Annotated in this window: 23 protein-coding genes and 1 other RNA gene; 11 read left to right on the top strand and 13 right to left on the bottom strand. The window is 67.7% G+C overall.

The features are described from left to right. Positions 1–6 precede the first annotated feature (6 nt). From ruvA to ACFOYU_RS18265, 9 genes are all read right to left on the bottom strand, one after another. Positions 7–624: a Holliday junction branch migration protein RuvA gene (gene ruvA / locus ACFOYU_RS18305; RefSeq protein WP_226742253.1), complete on the bottom strand. Its 618-nt coding sequence runs from the start codon at positions 622–624 to the stop codon at positions 7–9. A gap of 145 nt (positions 625–769) precedes the next feature. Then, entirely contained in the window at positions 770–1273 is a 504-nt protein-coding gene (ruvC, locus tag ACFOYU_RS18300; protein WP_377034716.1) for a crossover junction endodeoxyribonuclease RuvC, read from the bottom strand. Positions 1274–1352: 79 nt separating this feature from the next. Next, a complete protein-coding gene (locus ACFOYU_RS18295; RefSeq protein WP_377034707.1) occupies positions 1353–2099 on the bottom strand; it encodes a YebC/PmpR family DNA-binding transcriptional regulator in 747 nt (248 codons plus the stop codon). 223 nt (positions 2100–2322) lie between these two features. Next, positions 2323–3003 (bottom strand): exopolysaccharide biosynthesis protein, encoded by a 681-nt coding sequence (locus tag ACFOYU_RS18290; protein WP_226742255.1) that lies wholly within the window; start codon positions 3001–3003, stop codon positions 2323–2325. 72 nt (positions 3004–3075) lie between these two features. Then, positions 3076–3897 (bottom strand): TIGR00282 family metallophosphoesterase, encoded by an 822-nt coding sequence (locus tag ACFOYU_RS18285; protein ID WP_226742256.1) that lies wholly within the window; start codon positions 3895–3897, stop codon positions 3076–3078. A 15-nt stretch (positions 3898–3912) separates the two neighbouring features. Further along, a complete protein-coding gene (locus ACFOYU_RS18280; RefSeq protein WP_226742257.1) occupies positions 3913–4488 on the bottom strand; it encodes a 5-formyltetrahydrofolate cyclo-ligase in 576 nt (191 codons plus the stop codon). Positions 4489–4492: 4 nt separating this feature from the next. Beyond that, positions 4493–4648, bottom strand: a non-coding RNA gene (ssrS, locus tag ACFOYU_RS18275) — 6S RNA. Positions 4649–4858: 210 nt separating this feature from the next. Further along, on the bottom strand, positions 4859–5227 hold the full coding sequence (locus ACFOYU_RS18270) for a cell division protein ZapA (RefSeq protein ID WP_377034706.1): 369 nt from the start codon (positions 5225–5227) through the stop codon (positions 4859–4861). A 1-nt stretch (position 5228) separates the two neighbouring features. Then, positions 5229–5522, bottom strand: coding sequence for a DUF4164 domain-containing protein (locus tag ACFOYU_RS18265; RefSeq protein ID WP_377034705.1), 294 nt, complete (start codon positions 5520–5522; stop codon positions 5229–5231). Between the two features lie 221 nt (positions 5523–5743). Between ACFOYU_RS18265 and tkt the strand changes: the two genes are divergently transcribed. The 9 genes from tkt to ACFOYU_RS18220 all read left to right on the top strand — a co-directional run bounded on the left by tkt (position 5744) and on the right by ACFOYU_RS18220 (position 15777). Next, positions 5744–7747, top strand: a complete 2004-nt coding sequence (gene tkt, locus ACFOYU_RS18260) for a transketolase (RefSeq protein WP_377034704.1) — start codon at positions 5744–5746, stop codon at positions 7745–7747. Positions 7748–7792: 45 nt separating this feature from the next. Then, positions 7793–8800, top strand: a complete 1008-nt coding sequence (gap, locus tag ACFOYU_RS18255) for a type I glyceraldehyde-3-phosphate dehydrogenase (RefSeq protein ID WP_226742261.1) — start codon at positions 7793–7795, stop codon at positions 8798–8800. Positions 8801–8811: 11 nt separating this feature from the next. Further along, positions 8812–10002, top strand: a complete 1191-nt coding sequence (locus tag ACFOYU_RS18250) for a phosphoglycerate kinase (protein ID WP_377034703.1) — start codon at positions 8812–8814, stop codon at positions 10000–10002. Between the two features lie 53 nt (positions 10003–10055). Further along, a complete protein-coding gene (gene fba, locus ACFOYU_RS18245; RefSeq protein WP_377034702.1) occupies positions 10056–11144 on the top strand; it encodes a class II fructose-bisphosphate aldolase in 1089 nt (362 codons plus the stop codon). A gap of 107 nt (positions 11145–11251) precedes the next feature. Continuing rightward, positions 11252–11902: a thiamine phosphate synthase gene (locus tag ACFOYU_RS18240; protein ID WP_377034701.1), complete on the top strand. Its 651-nt coding sequence runs from the start codon at positions 11252–11254 to the stop codon at positions 11900–11902. Continuing rightward, positions 11902–12801 (top strand): tetratricopeptide repeat protein, encoded by a 900-nt coding sequence (locus ACFOYU_RS18235; RefSeq protein WP_226742265.1) that lies wholly within the window; start codon positions 11902–11904, stop codon positions 12799–12801. The genes ACFOYU_RS18240 and ACFOYU_RS18235 overlap by 1 nt, the downstream gene beginning before the upstream one ends. An 87-nt stretch (positions 12802–12888) precedes the next feature. After that, positions 12889–13683 (top strand): inositol monophosphatase family protein, encoded by a 795-nt coding sequence (locus tag ACFOYU_RS18230; RefSeq protein ID WP_377034700.1) that lies wholly within the window; start codon positions 12889–12891, stop codon positions 13681–13683. A gap of 103 nt (positions 13684–13786) precedes the next feature. After that, a complete protein-coding gene (locus ACFOYU_RS18225; RefSeq protein ID WP_377034699.1) occupies positions 13787–14749 on the top strand; it encodes a flagellar motor protein MotA in 963 nt (320 codons plus the stop codon). Then, a complete protein-coding gene (locus ACFOYU_RS18220; protein WP_226742268.1) occupies positions 14749–15777 on the top strand; it encodes a peptidoglycan -binding protein in 1029 nt (342 codons plus the stop codon). The genes ACFOYU_RS18225 and ACFOYU_RS18220 overlap by 1 nt, the downstream gene beginning before the upstream one ends. Before the next feature lie 13 nt (positions 15778–15790). On the opposite strand, the gene ACFOYU_RS18215 is transcribed toward ACFOYU_RS18220, so the two are convergent. Together ACFOYU_RS18215 and ACFOYU_RS18210 are read right to left on the bottom strand one after the other, a co-directional pair. After that, complete coding sequence (locus ACFOYU_RS18215) at positions 15791–15973, bottom strand: DUF3606 domain-containing protein (protein WP_226742269.1); 183 nt, start codon at positions 15971–15973, stop codon at positions 15791–15793. 79 nt (positions 15974–16052) lie between these two features. Continuing rightward, entirely contained in the window at positions 16053–17840 is a 1788-nt protein-coding gene (locus ACFOYU_RS18210) for an ABC transporter transmembrane domain-containing protein (protein ID WP_377034698.1), read from the bottom strand. A 160-nt stretch (positions 17841–18000) separates the two neighbouring features. On the opposite strand from ACFOYU_RS18210, the gene rpmE reads away from it, so the two are divergent. Continuing rightward, on the top strand, positions 18001–18237 hold the full coding sequence (gene rpmE, locus ACFOYU_RS18205) for a 50S ribosomal protein L31 (protein ID WP_226742271.1): 237 nt from the start codon (positions 18001–18003) through the stop codon (positions 18235–18237). Positions 18238–18313: 76 nt separating this feature from the next. On the opposite strand, the gene ACFOYU_RS18200 is transcribed toward rpmE, so the two are convergent. Both ACFOYU_RS18200 and ACFOYU_RS18195 read right to left on the bottom strand, forming a co-directional pair. Further along, a complete protein-coding gene (locus ACFOYU_RS18200) occupies positions 18314–18820 on the bottom strand; it encodes a DUF1465 family protein (protein WP_226742365.1) in 507 nt (168 codons plus the stop codon). Positions 18821–19143: 323 nt separating this feature from the next. Beyond that, positions 19144–19350, bottom strand: coding sequence for a DUF1192 domain-containing protein (locus ACFOYU_RS18195; RefSeq protein ID WP_226742272.1), 207 nt, complete (start codon positions 19348–19350; stop codon positions 19144–19146). A 370-nt stretch (positions 19351–19720) separates the two neighbouring features. Here ACFOYU_RS18195 and ACFOYU_RS18190 point away from each other — a divergent pair, with 370 nt between their 5' ends. Continuing rightward, the gene (locus ACFOYU_RS18190) at positions 19721–20443 is read left to right on the top strand and encodes a DUF1013 domain-containing protein (protein WP_226742273.1); all 723 of its coding nucleotides are present in this window, start codon (positions 19721–19723) and stop codon (positions 20441–20443) included. Positions 20444–20686 lie beyond the last annotated feature (243 nt).

Raw genomic sequence — 20686 nt, 5'->3', positions numbered from 1 at the left:
CGAGCCTTACCGGGCCAACTCCCTTAAACCCAGCCGGATCAGCGTCTTCGCCTCGGCCTCCTCGCCGGCCTGCTTGAGGGCGGCGGCGACGGCCGCGGAGGCCTGGACCTGGGGATAGCCGAGATTGACCAGGGCCGAGATCGCGTCCGAGACCGGGACGGGGGCGGTCCTGTCGTCGATGGAATCGGACAGGCGGATGAGGGCCGGGTCCACGGTGGAATAGGCCGGGGCCTTGTCCTTGAGTTCCGATACGATGCGCTGGGCGAGCTTGGGGCCGACGCCGGGACCGCGGGCGACCGACGCCTTGTCGCCGGTGGCGATGGCGGTTGCGAGCGCCCCGGGATCGAGCACGGAGAGAATGCCGAGCGCCACCTTCGAGCCCACGCCCTGCACGCTCTGGAGCAGCCGGAACCACTCGCGCTCCTGGTCCGAGCGGAAGCCGTAGAGGCGGATCATGTCCTCGCGGACATGGGTCTCGATGGACAGGACCGCCGCCTCTCCGGTCTGGGGCAGGTTCTGGAGCGTGCGCGAGGAGCAGTGGACGACGTAGCCGACCCCGTGCACGTCGAGGATGACGAAGTCGTCGCCGTAGGAATCCACCACGCCCTTGAGTTTGCCGATCACGGTCCTTTTTCCCTCTCCGGCGTCATCCCCGCGAAGGCGGGGACCCATAAACACGAGCGGAGATCCGGAACGGCTCAGGTCGGCGATTATGGGTTCCGGGCTCGGCTACGCCGCCCCGGAATAACATTCGTTGTCATGTAACACTTTAATAGCTCGCCGCCAAAGCCCGCGCCTTGCGGTGGTGGGCATGGGCGATGGCGATGGCGAGCGCGTCCGCCGCGTCGGCTTTCTTGAAGTCGGCCTTGGGCAGCAGGATCTTCACCATGGCCTGCACCTGATCCTTCTCCGCATGGCCGACGCCCACCACGGTCTTCTTGACCTGGTTGGCGCCGTATTCCGCCACCGGGAGGCCATGGAGGGCCGGGACCAGCAGGGACATGGCCCGGGCCTGACCGAGCTTGAGGGTCGCCTGCGCATCCTTGTTGACGAAGGTTTCCTCGACGGAGACCTCGTCGGGAGTCCAGGTCCTGATCACCTCGGTCAGCCGGTCGTGAAGCTGCTTGAGGCGCAGCGCCAGGGCCAGGTCGCCGTCCGAGGTCACGACCCCGCAGGCGACGAAGGAGAGCTTGGTCCCCTCGACCGTGATGACGCCCCAGCCCGTGTTGCGCAGGCCGGGATCGAGGCCGAGGATGCGGACGCGTTCCATGATACTTCCTCAAGCCAGCTATCTGGCACCGACTGGCTCTCCTCCCCACAAGGGGGAGGGAAAAGACGCGGCGCTTGTCCGACTATCCCGCCATCTTCTGCATGAGCTGTTCGGAAAGCTCGAAATTGCCGTAGACGTTCTGGACGTCGTCGTGCTCCTCGAGGGTCTCCATGAGGCGCATCAGCTTCTCGCCCGCCTCGTCGTCGACCGCGACCGGGGTCTGGGGCTTCCAGACGAGCTTGGAGGCCCGCGGCTCCCCGAACTTCTCCTCCAGCGCCTTGGTCACCTCGTTGAGGGTGGTCTGCTCGCAATAGACCTCGTGGCCGTTCTCGGAGGACACCACGTCGTCGGCGCCGGCCTCGATGGCGGCTTCCAGCATGGCGTCGGCATCGGCGGCCTCGGGCGCGAACTCCACCAGGCCGACCCGGTCGAACATGAACGAGACCGCGCCCGTCTCGGCGAGGTTGCCGCCGCTCTTGGTGAAGTAGGAGCGGATGTCCGAGGCCGTGCGGTTGCGGTTGTCGGTCATGGCCTCGACGATGATCGCGGCGCCGCCGGGGCCGTAGCCCTCGTAGCGGATCTCCTCGTAGTTCTCGCCCTCGGCGCCGGACGCCTTGTTGATGGCGCGCTGGATGTTGTCCTTGGGCATGTTCTCGGCCCGGGCCGCCAGGATGGCGGCGCGCAGGCGGGGATTCATGTTCGGGTCGGGCGTGCCCATCTTCGCCGCCACGGTGATTTCGCGGGCGAGCTTCGAGAACAGCTTGGAGCGCATCGCATCCTGGCGCCCCTTGCGGTGCATGATGTTCTTGAACTGTGAATGTCCGGCCATGGGGCCTCCGCTATGCGCGACCGAGAGCGCCTTGGCGACCAAGGGCCCGTCAGGCCGCGGAATGTTGATGGCGAAGCGGTGCCCTTAGGGAAGGGTCCCGCTCCCGATTTCTTCCGCTGCATGGTCCGAAAACGGCGAACCGGCGTCCACGGCGCCCGGACATGCTTCCGAGCGGGCTTATAAAACGCAGTTGCGTCCGAGGCAAAGCCTCTTCACGGCCGGATCAGAACCCGAGCCAGGAGAAGCCGCCCGTGATCGCCGCCTGGACCAGGTGGTAGGAGGCTCCCAGGATCGTCGCCGTGTAGGCCAGGCCGGCGAGGCCCAGAAGATAGCCGCCGATCAGGAGATAGCCGTCCTCCTCCATCACCGCGATGGACACGATGACGAGGGCGATGGAGGGCGGGAAATTGGTGCCCGGGAACGGAATCAGCACCGAGAGGGCCGCCAGGAAGGCGAAAAGGCCGACCATCCGGTCGCCGACGGTGCCGAAGAGTTGCGTCAGCCGCGGCTTGCACCAGCTCTCCAGCCAGCGGAGCCTGGGCTCGGCGATGTCGATCAGGCGCTTGAACTTGGAGAGAGAAATGGTCCGCCGCCGGATGAAGCCCGGCAGCCACGGATGCTTGTGCCCCAGCATCATCTGGATGCCGAAGATGAGAACCGGGGTTCCGACGACGCCCGCGACCCCCGGCGGGGCCGGCACGCAGTTCGGCAGGCTGAACAGGATCAGCACGAAGCCGAAGGCGCGTTCGCCGAACGCCTCGATGATCTCCCCGATGGAGATGGTCTCCCCCTTGGCGGAGGTGATCACGGCCCGCAGGACGTCGGATGCGCTCTTGTGCTCCAGCGCCTCCGGCACCGTTGCCCCCACATCCCGATAAAGGCGCTTCTTATGCTCGATATCCACCTTGGTCCTCCGTGACAGGACAGATGGGGATGTTTTGCGGCCCGCCAAGAGAGCCGAGGCTGCAGGGTTCCGTCAGTCCCAGAAACGGGGCCAGGATTCCTCCAGGTGCGGCCCGATTCTGAGGGCCGCGACCCGCACGGCGAGCCCGGTCCGGTCGTCGGTCTCGACCGCGATTCCCGACAGGGTGCCCTCCCCCAGGGCCGGCTCCATCCGGGGCCCCGGCGTCTTCTGGAGAAAGCGGCGGATCGATTCCTCCTTCTGCATGCCGAGCACGGAATCGTAATCGCCGCACATGCCCGCGTCCGACATGTAGGCGGTGCCGCCTGCCAGGACCCGGTGGTCGGCGGTCGGCACATGGGTGTGGGTGCCCACCACGAGGCTGGCGCGCCCGTCGAGATGGTGGCCCATGGCCTCCTTCTCGCTCGTGGCCTCCGCATGGACGTCCACGATCACCGCATCGGCCACCTGGCCCATGGGGCAGGCGTCGAGCTCCCGGTCAACCGCCGCGAAGGGATCGTCGAGAGCATCCATGTAGAGGCGGCCCATGACGTTGACGACGAGGACCCGGTGGCCGGAACGGGTGTCGATGAGATTCGCGCCGCGGCCCGGCGTGCCCGGCGGATAGTTGACCGGCCGCAGGAGCCGCTGCTGGCGCTCGATGAACACCAGGGTCTCGCGCTGGTCCCAGCTGTGGTTGCCGAGCGTCACCGCGTCCGCGCCCGCGTTCAGCAGGTCGTCGCAGATCGCCTCCGTGATGCCGAAGCCGCCGGCCGAGTTCTCGCCGTTGATGACGACGCAATCGAGGCTCCAGCGCTCGCGCAAGGCGGGCAGGCGCTCGACCACCACGTTGCGGCCGGCCCGTCCGACCACGTCGCCGAGGAAGAGAAGACGCATGGGAAGTCCTTGTACTCAGGTCCGAATGAGTTCGGACTCCGTCACGATCAGGTCGAGCAGCCGGTCGTGCGGTTCGATCGGAACCTGCTCGATTTCCTGAACGGCATAGGCGAGGCCGACGGTCAAGATGGGATGCTGGTTTTCGAGCGCCGCGATGGCCCGGTCGAAATGGCCCTTGCCGTAGCCGATGCGCCCGCCGCGCCGGTCGAAGGCCACGAGCGGCACGAGGAGGGCCTGCGGAAAGCACTCGGGCGCGTCCGGCCCGGGCTCGCGCACGCCGAAGCCGCCCTTCACCAGCACGTCGCCGGGCTGCCAGAGGCGGAAACTCAGATGGGGATGGAGGATCTGCGAGAGGGCCACGTCCTGCCCGCGGGCGACGAGCGCCTCCATGAGCGGGCGCGTATCGACCTCGCTGCGGATGGGCCAGTAGGCGCCGACGGGGTTCCGTTCGCGCAGGTCCGGAAGAGCCAGGACCTGCCCGGCGATGCGCTCGGCCGCCTGCCTGCGGAAGTCCTTGTCCAGGCCGTCGCGGCGGGCGAAGCCTTCGCTGCGAAGCTGGTCCTTGAACGCGGGAAGAGACGAAGAAGACATGAAGTGCGGAGCCACAAAAGCCGTCGGAGAAGCGATCCCGGGAACCTACAAAGTAGGTGGGCGCCGTATGTCCCGGTCCAGGGACCGGGTCAGGGACAGCTCCCTTCAGGATCGATAAGGCCCCGGGGAAATGAACTCCAGACGCGCCCCGCAGCCCCGCCTTTCCTATGTAGGGACGATAGGGGCCGGGGGGAAGGGGGATTCTCGGAGGACGCCTCCTTTTGTCATTCCGGGGCCACGCAGCGGAGCCCGGAACCCATAACCGCCGCCATGTCGGCAACGGGCGGCAAGCGTCCCGTCTCATTCTGCCTCGTCAGCGGCTATGGGTCCCGGGCTCGGCCTGCGGCCGCCCCGGGATGACGGTAGCGCCCTATTCCTGCACCGGCGCGTTGAGGCTGCGGGCGAGGCGCTCGATCCGCTCGGTCACCCGCTGGATGCTCTCGGCGAAACGGGCTTCCGCGACCTGGATCCGGTGGTCCCCGGCCGAGTAGAACCGCTTCATCTCGTCCATCTCCCGTTCCAGGGAGGCGATGCGCTTCTTCGCCTCGGACAGCTCGTCGGCGAGGGTGATGGCCGCCATGACGTGCAGGCGCATGTCGCCGATCTCGCCGGCGGCGGCGCGCATCTCCTCGATCCGGGCGTCGAAGGAGGCCGCGAGGCCTTCGAGATGCTGCTCCTCCCCGTCGGCGCAGGCCATGCGGTAGGTCTTGCCGGCGATCGTCACCGTCACCTGGGACATGTCAGCCCTCCTCCGGCTCGAGCTGCCCCGCCTGGGCGAGCACGCTCTGCACGGCGCCGATGGCCTGGCGCACGCGCCGGCTGACGTCGTCGGTGGCCGCCTCGAAGCGTTGCAGGCGCGTCAGGGCGCTGTCGAGCTCCACGGCGAGACGGGCGCGGTCGTCCTGCATGAGCTGAAGCTCCGTCTCCAGGTCGCCGCGGCGGCGGTCGGCATCGAGCCGGCGGGAGACCGAGGCCTCCAGCAGGCCGAGGGCCATCTCCAGCCGTTTCATCGCATCGTCGAGGGTGGGGCTCATCGCATCATCCGGGATTCGACACGACACTAGAGCCTGATCGGCGAAAGTGGAAACCGGTTTTGCGCCCGATCGCGCCCCGGGCCCGGGCCCGGACGGCGACGCTCCCTTGGGATTTAAGCCGTTGGAGCCTTTGACTCGCCCCTGCCCCGTGTTAAGGAGCCGCACGCTTTTGGAAGGGCCCGCCCCTCAGAGGGCCGCCCGCAAGATTTGTGGATCACGCCGTGCCAGATACCGTCTCCGCCGACCGCGTCACTCACTCCGATCTGGCGAATGCCGTGCGGGTCCTCGCCATGGACGCCGTGGAGCAGGCAAAGTCCGGCCATCCCGGCCTGCCCATGGGCGCCGCCGACATGGCGACGGTGCTTTTCACCAAGTTCCTGAAATACGACGCCACCGACCCGACCTGGCCCGACCGCGACCGCTTCGTGCTCTCCGCCGGCCACGGCTCGATGCTGCTCTACTCCCTGCTCCATCTCGTGGGCGTGAAGGGCATGACCATCGACGAGCTGAAGCGCTTCCGCCAGCTCGATTCCAAGACCCCGGGCCACCCCGAGAACTTCATGACGCCCGGCGTCGAGACGACGACCGGCCCGCTGGGCCAGGGCATCGCCACCGCCGTCGGCATGGCGCTGGCCGAGCGCATGCTCAACGCCGAATACGGCGACGACCTCGTCGACCACCGCACCTACGTGATCGCCTCCGACGGCGACCTGATGGAGGGGATCAGCCAGGAGGCGATCTCGCTCGCGGGCCACCTGAAGCTGAGCCGCCTCATCGTCCTGTTCGACGACAACGGCATCTCCATCGACGGCCCGCTCTCGCTCTCCGATTCCGTCGACCAGGTGAAGCGCTTCGAGGCCGCCGGCTGGCGCGCCGTGCGCGTGGACGGCCACGATCCGCAGGCCATCGGCCGCGCCCTCTCCCGCGCCCAGAAGTCGGACCGCCCGACCCTGATCGCGTGCAAGACCACCATCGGCTACGGCGCGCCCAAGAAGGCGGGCACCTCCAAGGCCCACGGCGAGCCGCTGGGCGCCGAGGAGCTGGCCGGCGCCAAGGCCGCCATCGGCTGGAGCCATGCGCCCTTCGAGCTGCCGGACAACATCCGCGACGCCTGGGCGAAGGCCGGCAAGAAGGGCCGCCGCCAGCGCAAGGCCTGGGCCGACCGGCTGAAGGCCCTGTCCCCCGAGAAGCGCGCCGAGTTCGAGCGCCGCATCAAGGGCGAGCGCCCGCAGGGCCTCGCCGACGCGGTGGCGAAGCTGAAGGAGCGCCTGATCGCCGAGCCGCAGAACGTCGCGACCCGCAAGGCCAGCGAGATCGCCCTCGAGGTCATCACCGAGGCCGTGCCGGAGCTGGTGCTGGGTTCGGCCGACCTGACGCCCTCGAACAACACCAAGACCAAGAACCTCAACGCCATTTCGCCGGGCAGCTTCGCGGGCCGCTACATCCATTACGGCATCCGCGAGCACGGCATGGCGGCGGCCATGAACGGCATGGCGCTCCATGGCGGCCTCGTGCCGGCCGGCGCCACCTTCCTGGTCTTCGCCGACTACGCGCGGCCTGCCATGCGCATCGCCGCGCTCGCCGGCATCCCGGTCGTCTACGTGATGACCCACGACTCCATCGGCCTCGGCGAGGACGGTCCGACCCACCAGCCGGTGGAGCACCTGGCCTCCCTGCGCTCCATGCCGAAGATGCGGGTCTTCCGCCCAGCGGACGCGGTCGAGACCGCCGAATGCTGGCAGCTGGCGCTGGAGCGCACGGACGGCCCGACCCTTCTGGCGCTCACCCGCCAGAACCTGCCGCAGATCCGCAAGGAGGCCGGCGGCGAGAACCTCGCGGCCACGGGCGCCTACGAAATCTCGCCGGCCGAAGGAAAAGCCCGCGCCACCATCTTCGCCTCGGGCTCCGAGGTCGAGATCGCGCTGGCGGCCCAGAAGATTCTGAATGAACAAAGCTTCGCCGTTCGCGTTGTCTCGGTGCCCTCGCTCGACCTCTTCCTGGCCCAGCCCGAGAAAGTCCGTGCCCGCATCGTCGGCGATGCGCCGGTCAAGGTCGCGGTCGAGGCGGCTGTCCGCTTCGGCTGGGACTCGGTCATCGGCTCCGACGGAATCTTCGTCGGCATGAGTGGGTTCGGCGCGAGCGCGCCCTACAAGGATCTCTACAGGCACTTCGGCATCACCGCCGAAGCGGTCGCCGAGAGGGTTCTGAGAACGCATAATCTATGAGGTTCAGGCGATCCTGAGCCTCACCGCACAAAGGGAGCAAAGACTATGACGGTGAAGGTCGCGATCAACGGGTTCGGTCGCATCGGGCGCAACATCCTGCGCGCCATCGTGGAGAGCGGCCGGACCGACATCCAGGTCGTCGCCATCAACGATCTCGGCCCGGTCGAAACGAATGCGCACCTGCTTCGCTACGACTCCATCCATGGCCGGTTCCCGGCGGAGGTGAAGGTCGAGGGCGACTCCATCGTGGTCAACGGCCAGAAGATCAAGGTCACGGCCATCAAGGACCCGGCCACCCTGCCCCACAAGGAGCTCGGCGTCGACATCGCCATGGAGTGCACCGGCATCTTCACCTCCAAGGAGAAGGCCTCGGCGCACCTGCAGGCGGGCGCCAAGCGGGTCATCGTGTCGGCTCCCGCCGACGGCGCGGATCTCACGGTGGTCTACGGCGTCAATCACGACAAGCTGACCAAGGACCACATCGTCATCTCGAACGCCTCCTGCACCACCAACGCCCTCGCGCCGGTCGCGAAGGTGCTCAACGACGTGGTGGGCATCGAGAAGGGCTTCATGACGACGATCCATTCCTACACGAACGATCAGCCGTCCCTCGACCAGATGCACAAGGACCTCTACCGCGCCCGCGCGGCGGCCCTGTCGATGATCCCGACCTCCACCGGCGCCGCCAAGGCGGTGGGCCTCGTGCTGCCGGAACTCAACGGCAAGCTCGACGGCGTCTCGATCCGCGTCCCGACCCCGAACGTGTCCGTCATCGACTTCAAGTTCATCGCCAAGAAGGCCACGAACAAGGACGAGATCAACGAGGCGATCAAGCGCGCGGCCGAGCAGGAGCTGAAGGGCGTTCTCGCCTTCACCAACGACCCGAACGTCTCCATCGACTTCAACCACAACCCGGCCTCGTCCACCTTCCACATGGACCAGACCAAGGTCATGGACGGCAACCTCGTGCGCGTCATGTCCTGGTACGACAACGAGTGGGGCTTCTCGAACCGCATGGCGGACACCGCCGTCGCCATGGCGAAGCTCATCTGACGGAGGCTCGAATGACCGCCTTCCGCACGCTCGATCAGGCCGACGTCAAGGGCAAGCGCGTTCTCGTCCGGGTCGATCTCAACGTCCCGATGGAGAACGGCCGGGTGACGGACGCGACGCGCATCGAGCGCGTCCTGCCCACCATCCAGGAGATCGCCGAGAAAGGCGGGAAGGTCATCCTTCTCGCGCATTTCGGACGTCCCAAGGGCCGCGATCCCAAGGAGTCCCTGAAGCCCGTCGCGGAGGCGGTGCAGAGCCACCTGGGCAGGCCGGTCGCCTTCGCGGACGACTGCATCGGCGATGCGGCCGCCCGGGCCGTCGCCGTCCTGAAGGACGGCGACGTGCTTCTCCTCGAAAACACCCGCTTCCATGCGGGTGAGGAGAAGAACGATCCGGCCTTCGTCGAGGCGCTGGCGAAGCTCGGCGACATCTATGTCAACGACGCCTTCTCGGCCGCGCACCGGGCCCATGCCTCAACGGAAGGTCTGGCCCGCGCGCTTCCCAGCTATGCCGGCCGCACCATGCAGGCGGAGCTGGAGGCCCTAACCAAGGGCCTCGAAGCGCCCAAGCGCCCGGTGGTCGCCATCGTGGGCGGCGCCAAGGTCTCGACCAAGATCGACCTGCTCGAAAACCTAGTGAAGAAGGTCGACGCCCTCGTGATCGGCGGCGGCATGGCCAACACCTTCGTCCACGCCACGGGGCTGGGCGTCGGCAAGTCCCTTGCGGAGAAGGACCTGGCGGCGACGGCGCTGCGCATCATCGAGCAGGCGCGCGAGTCCAACTGCGCCATCATCCTGCCGGTGGACGGCGTCTGCGCCTACGAGTTCAAGGCCGGCGCGGAGAACCACACCTACGGCATCGACGCCATCCCCGAGGACCAGATGATCCTCGACGTGGGTTCCCAATCCGTCGAACGCGTCTGCGCGGCGATCAACGACGCGGCGACGCTGGTGTGGAACGGCCCCCTCGGCGCCTTCGAGATCGCGCCCTTCGACCAGGGCACGGTGGCGGCGGCCCGCCACGCGGCGGAGCGCACCAAGGCCGGCAAGCTACTCTCGGTGGCGGGCGGCGGCGACACGGTCGCGGCGCTCAACCACGCTGGCGTATCGGAGAGCTTCACCTATGTATCAACCGCAGGCGGCGCTTTCCTGGAGTGGCTCGAAGGAAAATCGCTGCCCGGCGTCGAAGCCCTGAAGGCTTAAGCCCCGGTTCAGCTTCGCCGCACTTAAAGAGCAAGACCAATAAGGAGGAAGACATGGCGCGCATTACCCTGAGGCAGCTTCTGGACCACGCCGCCGAGCACGGCTACGGCGTGCCTGCCTTCAACATCAACAACATGGAGCAGGCGCTCGCCATCATGGCGGCGGCCAGCGAGGTCGACGCGCCGGTGATCATCCAGGCGAGCCGCGGCGCCCGGGCCTATGCCCACGACGTCATGCTCAAGCACATGATGGACGCCGTCACCGAGATCTACCCGCACATCCCGGTCTGCGTGCATCTCGACCACGGCAACGAGCCCGCCACCTGCATGACGGCGATCCAGGCCGGCTTCACCTCGGTCATGATGGACGGATCCCTCAAGGCTGACGGCAAGACCCCGGGCGATTGGGACTACAATGTCGGCGTCACCAAGAAGGTGGTCGAGATTTCCCATCTCGGCGGCATCTCGGTGGAGGGCGAGCTCGGCGTGCTGGGCTCCCTGGAGAGCGGCATGGGCGAGGCCGAGGACGGCCACGGGGCCGAGGGCAAGCTTTCCCACGACCAGCTCCTGACCAATCCGGACGAGGCCGTGAAGTTCGTGGCCGAGACGAAGGTCGACGCGCTCGCCATCGCCATGGGCACCTCGCACGGCGCCTACAAGTTCACCCGCAAGCCCGACGGCGCGATCCTGGCGATGAACATCATCGAGGAGATCCACGCCAAGCTCCCGAACACGCACCTTGTGATGCACGGCTCCTCCTCCGTGCCGCAGGAGCTGCAGGACATCATCAACCAGTACGGCGGCCAGATGAAGCCGACCTGGGGCGTGCCGGTGGAGGAGATCCAGCGCGGCATCAAGCACGGCGTGCGCAAGATCAACATCGACACCGACAACCGCATGGCGATGACCGGCCAGATCCGCAAGGTCCTGACCGAGAACCCGGGCGAGTTCGACCCGCGCAAGTACCTGAAGCCGGCCATGGAAGCGATGACCAAGCTCTGCAAGCAGCGCCTGCAGGAGTTCAACACCGCCGGCCAGGCCTCGAAGATCAAGCGGGTCTACACCCTCGCCGAGATGGCCAAGCGCTACGCTTCCGGCGAGCTCGACCCGACCTTCGGCGCGACCAAGCAGGCCGCAGAGTAGGCGATCAGGCTTTCGCCTCATTCGCATAAGAGAAACGGGGCCTCGCAAGACGGCCCCGTTTTCGTTATTGGCATAGCCGTCTGAAAAACTCTCACGAACCGTGGACCATGGCCGAGCCCGCTGCCCGTCTCTACCTCATCACGCCCGTCCTGGAGGACGCCTCCTTCGCGCCCCGTCTCGCGGAAGCCTGCGCGGGCGGGACCGTGGCCGCCGTGCTGCTGCGGCTGGCATCCGCCGACGAGCGCTCCCTGATCAACCAGGTCAAGGCTCTGGCCCCCTCCGTCCAGGACCACGGGGCGGCGCTGATCGTCACGGTGGAGGGCGAGGCGGATCTCGCCACCATCGCGGCGCGGGGCGGGGCGGACGGCGTCCATGCCCAGGGCAGCCCGGCCCGCATCCGCGAGCTGCGCGAGCGTCTCAAGGGCGAGCGCGCCCTCGGCGTCGGCGGAATCCGCACCAAGGACGACGCCATGACCTTCGGCGAGGCCGGCGTCGATTACCTGCTCTTCGGCGAGCCGCGCCCGGACGGGTCCCTCCCCTCCCTGGAGAGCGTGGTGGAGCGCGCCGGCTGGTGGGCCGAGATCTTCGAGACGCCCTGCGCCGCCTATGCGCCGAGCCTGGACGCGATTCCGGCCCTCGTCGCCACCCAGGCCGAGTTCATCGCCGTCGGCGATGCGGTCTGGTCCCATCCGGACGGCCCGGCCAAGGGCGTGGAGGCGGTCGTCGCCGCCATCGGCACCGAGGAGGCCGTGCGCTGATGCGGCTTTTTCGCCTTCTCGCATCCGCGGCCTTCCTGGCCCTCGCCGCGACGGCTCACGCGGCGGAGCCGGACCTCGCCTACGGAGCCTTCCAGCGCGGCCTGTACCGGGCCGCCTTTCAGGAGGCGACCCAGCGCCTGGACAGGAACCGGGACGATGCCGCCGCCATGACGCTGCTGGGCGAGCTCTACAACCAGGGTCTCGGCGTCGGGGCCGACCCGCGCAAGGCCGCCGAATGGTACCGGCTGGCCGCCGAGCGGGGCGACGCCAACGCCATGGCCTCGCTGGGCCTCATGGCCCTCGAAGGACGCGGCATGGACCGGGATCCCGCCCAGGGCCGGGACTGGCTGGAAAAGGCCGCCGCCAAGGGCAACCCGGTGGCGAGCCACAACCTCGCCCTCCTGCTCCTGTCCAGCGCCACGGAACAGGACGTCAAGCGGGCGGCCGAACTGCTCCGCCGGGCGGCCCAGAGCGAGATTCCGGACGCGCAGCACGCCCTCGGGGTCCTCTACCTCAAAGGCAGGGGCGTCGAGCAGGATGCCGCCGAGGCGGCCCGGCTCTTCAAGCGCGCCGCCGACAACGGCAGCTCGGTGGGCGAGGTCGAATACGCGATCCTGCTGTTCAACGGCGACGGCGTCACGGCCAGCGAATCCCAGGCCGCCCGCTATTTCCGCCGGGCGGCCGCGAAGGGCAACGCCATCGCCCAGAACCGGCTGGCGCGTCTCCTGGCCGCCGGGCGCGGCGTCCCGCAGAACAAGGTCGATGCCGCCGCCTGGCACATCCTGGCGGCGGCCCAGGGCCTGACCGATCCCTGGCTCGACGACGCCCTCAAGGACCTGAGCGCCGAGGACCGGCAGCGTGCCGAACGCCTCGCGGCGGAACGTCTCGGGATGCGGTAGATTCTAGAGTCGCTTGACGTTCGAACCCTCCCGTGGTCCACCCGGCCACGTCCCCTCTAAGAAGCCCCTTGTCCAGGACCCCACCGCATGATCCGCTCGCCCCTCATGACCGTCATGACCGATGCCGTGATGAAGGCCTCGCGCTCCCTCAAGCGCGACTTCGGCGAGGTCGAGAACCTGCAGGTTTCCCGCAAGGGCCCGGGGGATTTCGTTTCGGCCGCCGACCGCAAGGCGGAGAAGATCCTGCGCGAGACCCTGGAGAAGGCCCGCCCCGGCTACGGCCTGGTGATGGAGGAAGGCGGCGTCGTCCAGGGCACGGATCCGGATCATCGCTGGCACATCGACCCGCTCGACGGCACCACGAACTTCCTGCACGGCCTGCCTCACTTCGCCCTCTCGGTGGGCCTGGAGCGCGACGGCCAGATCGTGGCGGGCGTGATCTACGACCCGGCCAAGGACGAGCTGTTCATCGCGGAACGGGGCAAGGGCGCCTTTCTCAACAACCGCCGCATCCGCGTGGCGGCGCGCATGGACATGGCGGACGCGGTCCTGGCCTGCGGCCTGCCGCATATCGGCAAGGGCGATCACGGCCTGTTCCTGAGAGAGGCCGCCATGGTGATGAACCACGTGGGCGGCATGCGCCGCTGGGGCGCCGCGGCGCTCGACCTGGCCTACGTGGCCTGCGGACGCCTGGACGGCTATTGGGAGCGCGGCCTCAACTCCTGGGACATCGCGGCGGGCATCCTGATGATCCGCGAGGCGGGCGGATTCATCTCCGACGCGGATGGCGGCAGCGATCCCCTGGGCAAGAAATCGGTCGCCTGCGGGAACGAAATCGTGCATCGCGAGCTGCTCAAACTCTTGAAGCAGGCGAAAGGCTGATATTTCTGTTCGCCAAGGCGCCGAGATCCGCAGCCACGCTTGATCCCACGATCCGGCGCGGTCACAGTAGAACGGTCTCGAAGCACCAGCGAGCAGGATAACGATGGCCGATCAACCCCTTACCCCACCGCGGATCTATCTCATCCGCATGGCGGTCTTTCTGGTTCTGGCGGGGTTTGTCGCCTTCATCCTCTATCGGCAGATCTGGGACGCCTTCCTGGCCAATCCGGGCCTGAACGCCCTGATCATGGGCGTCATGGCCATCGGCATCGTCCTGGCGATCCGGCAGGTCTGGCGCCTGTTCCCGGAGGTGCGCTGGGTCAACACCATCCGGCAGACCGAGGAAGGGCTCGTGGCGCCCACCTCCCCGGTCCTGCTCGCCCCCATGGCCGCGCTCATCGGCAACCGGTCGAGCCGTTCCCTCCTGTCCGTCACGGCGACCCGCTCACTGCTCGATTCCATCGGCGCGCGCCTGGACGAGAGCCGCGAGATCGTGCGCTACCTGGCGGGCCTGCTGGTCTTCCTCGGCCTGCTCGGCACCTTCTGGGGCCTGATCGAGACCGTGGGTTCGGTCGGGCGAATCATCGGCTCCTTGAGAACGGGTCAGGACGCGGCCGTGCTCTTCGACGAGCTGAAGACCGCCCTCGCCGGTCCGCTCCAGGGCATGGGCCTCGCCTTCTCGGCCTCCCTCTTCGGCCTCGCCGGCTCCCTGGTCCTGGGCTTCCTCGACCTTCAGGCCGGTCAGGCCCAGAGCCGGTTCTACACCGAGCTCGAGGACTGGCTCGCCACCTCCACCATGGATACGGGCGCGGACATGCCCGCCCGCTCCGGAAACCCGAACGACCTCGCCGCGGCCCTCAACCGGCTGACCTCCGCCGTCAACGACGGCGCCGGCGGGCGGGCCTCGACCCAGGCCATGGCCAATCTGGCCGAGGGCGTTCAGGGTCTCGTCCAGCACATGCGGGCGGAGCAGCAGCTGATCCGCGACTGGGTGGAGGCTCAAGCCGCACGCGAGAAGGAGCTCAAGCAGGTGCTCGACCGCTTGGCCCGTGAAAGGCTGTCCTGATGGCGATTTCCAGCACCGGAGGCCGCAGACGCGGGCGCCAGGGCACGATCAACTACTGGCCCGGCTTCGTCGACGCCCTGTCGACCCTGCTCCTCGCCATCGTGTTCCTGATCTCCGTCTTCATGGTCGGGCAGTTCTTCCTCTCCCGGGAGCTGTCGAGCCGCGACACGGTTCTCGACCGGCTGAACCGCCAGATCGCCGAACTGACCGATCTCCTCTCCCTCGAACGTTCGAGCCGGCGCACCGTCGAGGAGAACCTGAACGCCCTTCAGACCACCCTGCAGGCGAACGAGGCCGAGCGGGCCCGCCTCCAGGGTCTCATCGACAGCGGAGGCGTGGCCGAGCAGCGGGCGACCGAACTCAACACCGAACTGGAGGCCCAGCGCCAGACCACGTCGCGGGCCCTGAGCCAGGTGGAGATCCTCAACCAGCAGATCGCCGCCATGCGCCAGCAGCTCGCGGCGCTGGAGGACGCGCTCGCCGCCTCCGAGAGCCGGGACCGGGAGAGTCAGGCCCGCATCGCCGACCTCGGCAGCCGCCTCAACATCGCCCTCGCCCAACGGGTACAGGAACTCGCCCGCTACCGCTCGGACTTCTTCGGCCGCCTGCGCCAGATCCTCGGCAACCGCCAGGACGTGCGCATCGTCGGCGACCGCTTCGTCTTCCAGTCGGAGGTGCTCTTCCCGGCCGGTCAGGCCGTGCTGCGCCCGGAAGCCGCCGGCGAGATCGACCGGATCGCCAGCGCCCTCCTGGAAGTCGCGCGGGAGATCCCGCCGGACATTCCGTGGGTGGTCCGGGTCGACGGCCATACGGACAACCGCCCCATCGCCACCGCGCAGTTCCCGTCGAACTGGGCTCTGTCCGCCGCGCGCGCCATCGCCGTCGTCCAGGCGCTGGTGGCCCGGGGCGTCGATCCGCGCAACCTGCTCGCGGCCGGCTTCGGCGAGTACCAGCCCATCGATCCGGGCACGACCGAAGAGGCCTATGCCCGCAACCGGCGCATCGAGCTGAAGCTGACGGAACGTTGAGGCGCGGGACGGCTCAGGCGCTCTTGCCGAGCGCCTTGGCGACCTCGCTCACCTGGAAGCCGACTCTTTTGGCGGTATCGATCAGCTGACGGCGGGAAACCTGCCATCGGTCGGACCAATAGCGGACCTCCCAATCCTCGTGGATGTCGATGCGGGCCGAATCCTGAGGATGCCGCTTGCTCAGGTTGCCGATCATGATCCCTCTCCCGGGATGAATGAGCCGGCATGGTGCCGGCCCTGACTCAACCGGCAAGACGGTCATCGGTTCAACCGGATCATTCAGCCGCCTGACTGCGCTCGCCGTCGAAGAACTGGAGGCGGGCCAGGCGGGCATAGAGGCCGCTCTTGGCCAGGAGGGCGTCGTGGGTTCCCTCCTCGACGATCCGGCCCTGATCCATCACCAGGATCCGGTCGGCCGAGCGAATCGTCGCCAGGCGATGGGCGATGACCAAGGTGGTGCGGCCCTCCATGAGGCGCTCCAGGGCGGCCTGCACCTTGCGTTCGCTTTCCGCGTCCAGGGCCGACGTGGCCTCGTCCAGGAGCAGGATGGGCGCGTCCTTCAGGATCGCGCGGGCGATGGCGAGGCGCTGGCGCTGGCCGCCCGAGAGCGTCACGCCGCGCTCGCCGATGATGGTGCCGTACCCGTCCGGCAGCGCCTGGATGAAGCCGTCGGCCGCCGCGAGAGCGGCGGCGCGGCGGACGTCGTCCTCGGTGGCGTCCGGCCTGCCGTAGCGGATGTTCTCGAGAACGCTGGCGGCGAAGATCGTCGGCTCCTGCGGCACGAGCGCCATGCGGCTGCGCAGCTGGAACGGGTCGGCCTGCTGGATCGGGACATTGTCGACCAGGACCGATCCGCTCTGGGGATCGTAGAAGCGCAGCAGCAGCTGCAGGACCGTGCTCTTGCCCGCCCCGGAAGGCCCCACGAGAGCCACCCGCTCGCCGGGCGCGACCGTGAGGCTGAGGCCGTGGAGGGTCGGCTGCCCCGCCCGGGTCGGATAGGCGAAGCGCACGTCCTGGAAGGCGACGGTGCCCAGGGGCGGCTCCGGCAGGGGCTTGGGGTTCCTCGGCGCCTCGACGGCGGGCTTGGCGGCCAGGATCTCGCCCAGCCGTTCCGCGGCGCCTGCCGCCTGCGCCAACTCGCCGTAGACCTCCGAGAGCTGGCCGAGGGAGCTGGCCGCGAAGACCGCGTAGAGCACGAACTGCGACAGCCGCCCCCCGGTCATCTCGCCGGCCAGCACGTCCTGGGCCCCGTACCAGAGCACGCCCACGACGCTCGCCGAGACCAGGAAGATGCCGGTTCCGGTCAGGAGGGCCCGCATGGTGGTCGACAGGCGGGCCGCCCCGAAGGCGTCCTCGGCGGCGGCGGCGAAGCGGGAGGCCGTGCGGCTTTCCATGCCGAAGGCCTGCATGGTCCGCACCGCGCCGATGGCCTCCGCCGCGTAGGCGGAGGCGTCGGCCAGCCGGTCCTGGGCCGCCCGCGACCGGCGCCGCACCGCCCGGCCGGACATGACCAGGGGCAGGACGATGACCGGAATGGCGAGCAGCACGAGCGCCGAGAGCTTGGGGCTCGAGATGATCATGAGCACCACCGCGCCGATGAACAGGAACGCGTTGCGCAGGGCGATGGAGATGCTGACCCCGAAGGCGGCCTTGACCTGCGTGGTGTCGGCGGTGAGGCGGGAGACGATTTCGCCGCTCTTGGTCTGGTCGAAGAAGGCCGGGTCGAGGGAGGTCAGGTGCCGGAACACGGCGGCGCGCAGATCCGCCACCACCCGCTCGCCCAGGGTGATGACCAGGTAGTAGCGCATGGCGCTGGCTACGGCCAGGATTCCCACCACCAGGAGCAGGACGGCGAAATAGGCGTCGATATAGGCCCGGCCCTCCGCCGAGAATCCGAAATCCACCACCCGCCGCACGGCGATGGGCACCACCAGGGTCGCTCCGGAAGCGAAGATCAGGGCCGCGATGGCGGCCGCGATCCGGCCCTTGTAGGCCAGACCATAGGGGATCAGCGGCTTGAGCGAGCTAAGGGCGGCTTTCGGTCGGGGGGAAGGTTCGGCCATCACGCTTTCGGAACGACAATTCGGATGCCCAAGGACTTAGCACCTTTCCACCGGCTTGTTTCAAGGTTCTAAGTGAGGTATAGGCGCGCAATCATTCAAGACAGGCTCGATCTCAGGCTGCGGCAAGCCGGACTGGCTGACCGCGAGAAGGACTATGGCAATGGCCCGCAAAGAAACCGACCATCCCGACTACCACATGATCAAGGTCGTCATGACCGACGGCACCGAGTACATGACCCGCTCGACCTACGGCAAAGAGGGCGACACGCTCAACCTCGACATCGACCCGAACACCCACCCGGCCTGGACCGGCGGCACGCAGCAGCTGCTCGACCGTGGCGGCCGTCTGTCGCGCTTCAACTCGAAGTTCGGCAACATCTCGTTCGGCAAGAAGTAAGCCGGCGCCACGCGAGTGGCCCGCTTCGCCAACCGATCTGAAAAAGCCCCGCTTTCGGCGGGGCTTTTTTCTTGTCTCATTTCTTGGAGAAGGCCTGCTCCAGAAGGCCGAGCTGGGCGGTGACGGGGTTGGGCCCGGGCACCTCCGGCGGCGCGGGCGGCTCCGACATGAGCTTCTCCAGGTGCATGATGCGGGAATGGAGCCTCGCGGCCAGGCCGATCAGGTCCTTGAGGCGCTCCGGCAGCTTCTCGAATTCGGCCACGGTGGTCGGCGCCTCCGGAACCGTCAGGCGGACCCGGTTCTTCTCGAGATTGGCCTGATCGGCCGTCATCTCCCCCTCCGCGACGGCGCGCTGGAGCAGAAGCCAGGACGCGACCTGCATCAGGCGCGTGGTCAGCCGCATGCTCTCGCTGGCATAGACGAGGCTGATCTCCCGGGACATCTGCCGGGAATCGTGGCGCCCCGGCCCGTCCAGATAGGCGGCCGTCTCCTCGATGAGCTCCATGCCCTCCTGGAAGAGGACCCTGAAGGCCTCGGAGTTCACGAAGCTTTGCCCAAACCGGATTGGACCTGCGCCAAACATGATCACGTCGGGTTCGCTCACCCACCGCCTCCCAATGGCTCTGATCCTCTCTCCAGGGAGCCCGGCGAGGATGCAATGTTGTCTGATGAGGATCAGTATAGGGCGCGCCCGCCGCGTTTGCCCTGCTAACCCTTCGTTAAGGTTAAGCGAGAGCACTTCTGTGAAAAAAGAGCCGCCAAGCGGCGGCTCGAAGTCATAACAGGGAGGCGTCAAACAGAGTGGACAGGAGCCACTCGGCATCCAGAGGAAACTGGATACCCATGGTTATCGTCTGGAAACCTTAAGAGCGGGTTAAAAACCGTAACTCAGTGACAGAATCCGGATCAGGCCTGCCCCAGCTTGAAGAAGGCGCTCGCCGCCGCACGGGAGCTTTCCTTGCCGGCCCTGACCTCCTTCAGGCGCTCGATCTCCCGTTGGAGCAGGGCGATGCGCTCATCGATCTCGTCGATCGACAGCACCGACAGGTCTTGGCCCAGCTGATGCCCGGACACGCTCGCAGCCGGTTCCTCGGCGAAGGGGTCGAAAGCCATGGCGGTCTCCTTCCGAACGAATTTCCTCAGACGTTAATGCGGGGCGAGGCCCGTGCCAACGCTGGCCTATAGCCACGCAGCTTGTCCAAAGCTGGAAAGATATGAGGCGAATTCCTGACACGCCCGCACCGGCGCCGGGCCGCCCACGCCGTGGAAACACCCGGATTTCCTTCGCCCCAGCCCTGCCGGGGCGTGCGCGAACCCGCCCGAGACCGGCATTTAAATTTGCAACATCGGGGCACGATAACTATAATCCACCCGTTTCCCTCACAACGTGAGACGAGATGCTCCGGCCCGGCCGGTTCGGAGCGCAAGAGAGTTTTGCCGTGCGGCGCCCAAGAACGGCGCCCGGCTTGAAGGAGATTCGCCCATGTCCCAGGGACCGCTGATGCCGAAGGCGACAGCCGTATGGCTCGTCGAGAACACCTCGCTGTCGTTCGAGCAGATCGCCGATTTCTGCAAGCTCCACCCCCTCGAGGTGAAGGGCATCGCCGACGGGGAAGTCGCCACGGGCATCAAGGGCCTCGATCCGATCACCACGGGCCAGCTGACCCGCGAGGAGATCGAGAAGGCGCAAGAGGATCCGGACCGCCGCCTGAAGATGGCCGAGTCGCGGGTGAAGCTGCCGGAGCAGAAGCGGGTCAAGAAGGGGCCGCGCTACACCCCGGTCTCCCGCCGCCACGACCGCCCGAACGCCATTCTCTGGCTCGTGCGCAACCATCCCGAGCTCAAGGACGCGCAGATCATGCGTCTGGTCGGCACGACCAAGACCACGATCCAGCAGGTCCGCGAGCGCACCCACTGGAACTCGGCGAGCCTGACCCCCATGGACCCGGTCACCCTCGGCCTGTGCTCGCAGATCGACCTGGACTTCGAGGTGCAGCGCGCCGCCAAGGACCGTCCGCAGGTGGAACCGCAGGAGACCGGCGGCACCTTGATGCCGGCCGAGGTCTCGACGGCCCCCGCTCCCCGCGACGAGCCCTTCGCCGACATGAGCCGCCCGAAGCCGGCGCAGGAGGAGGAGATCGACGTCAACTCGGTCTTTGCCAAGCTCAAGCAGCTCCGGCGCTCGGACGACGAGGACGAAGAGTAGGATGCGAAAAGGCCCGGATCGCTCCGGGCCTTTTTCTTGCGGGCCGCCGTGTCGCGGCGTCCCCCAGGCCCTTCCCTGCGATCTCGGCCTGCCCGAGTCCGCCTGAGGCGCTGCCGTGCTCTCCTCCCCCTTGATACTGCTGGCGAATGGTTGGAGCGATTGAGGCGGGGTCGGCGTTCAGGCTGTAGGGGCTTGGGTTTAGACCTGGAGGGTTCCATGTCGCTCCGCCCGACCGTGAGCGGT

This window comes from Microvirga sp. GCM10011540, assembly GCF_042650665.1.
Lineage (GTDB): Bacteria > Pseudomonadota > Alphaproteobacteria > Rhizobiales > Beijerinckiaceae > Microvirga > Microvirga lenta.
Note: the sequence above shows the minus strand (reverse complement) of the source record. Positions and strands in the feature narration are given on the sequence as shown.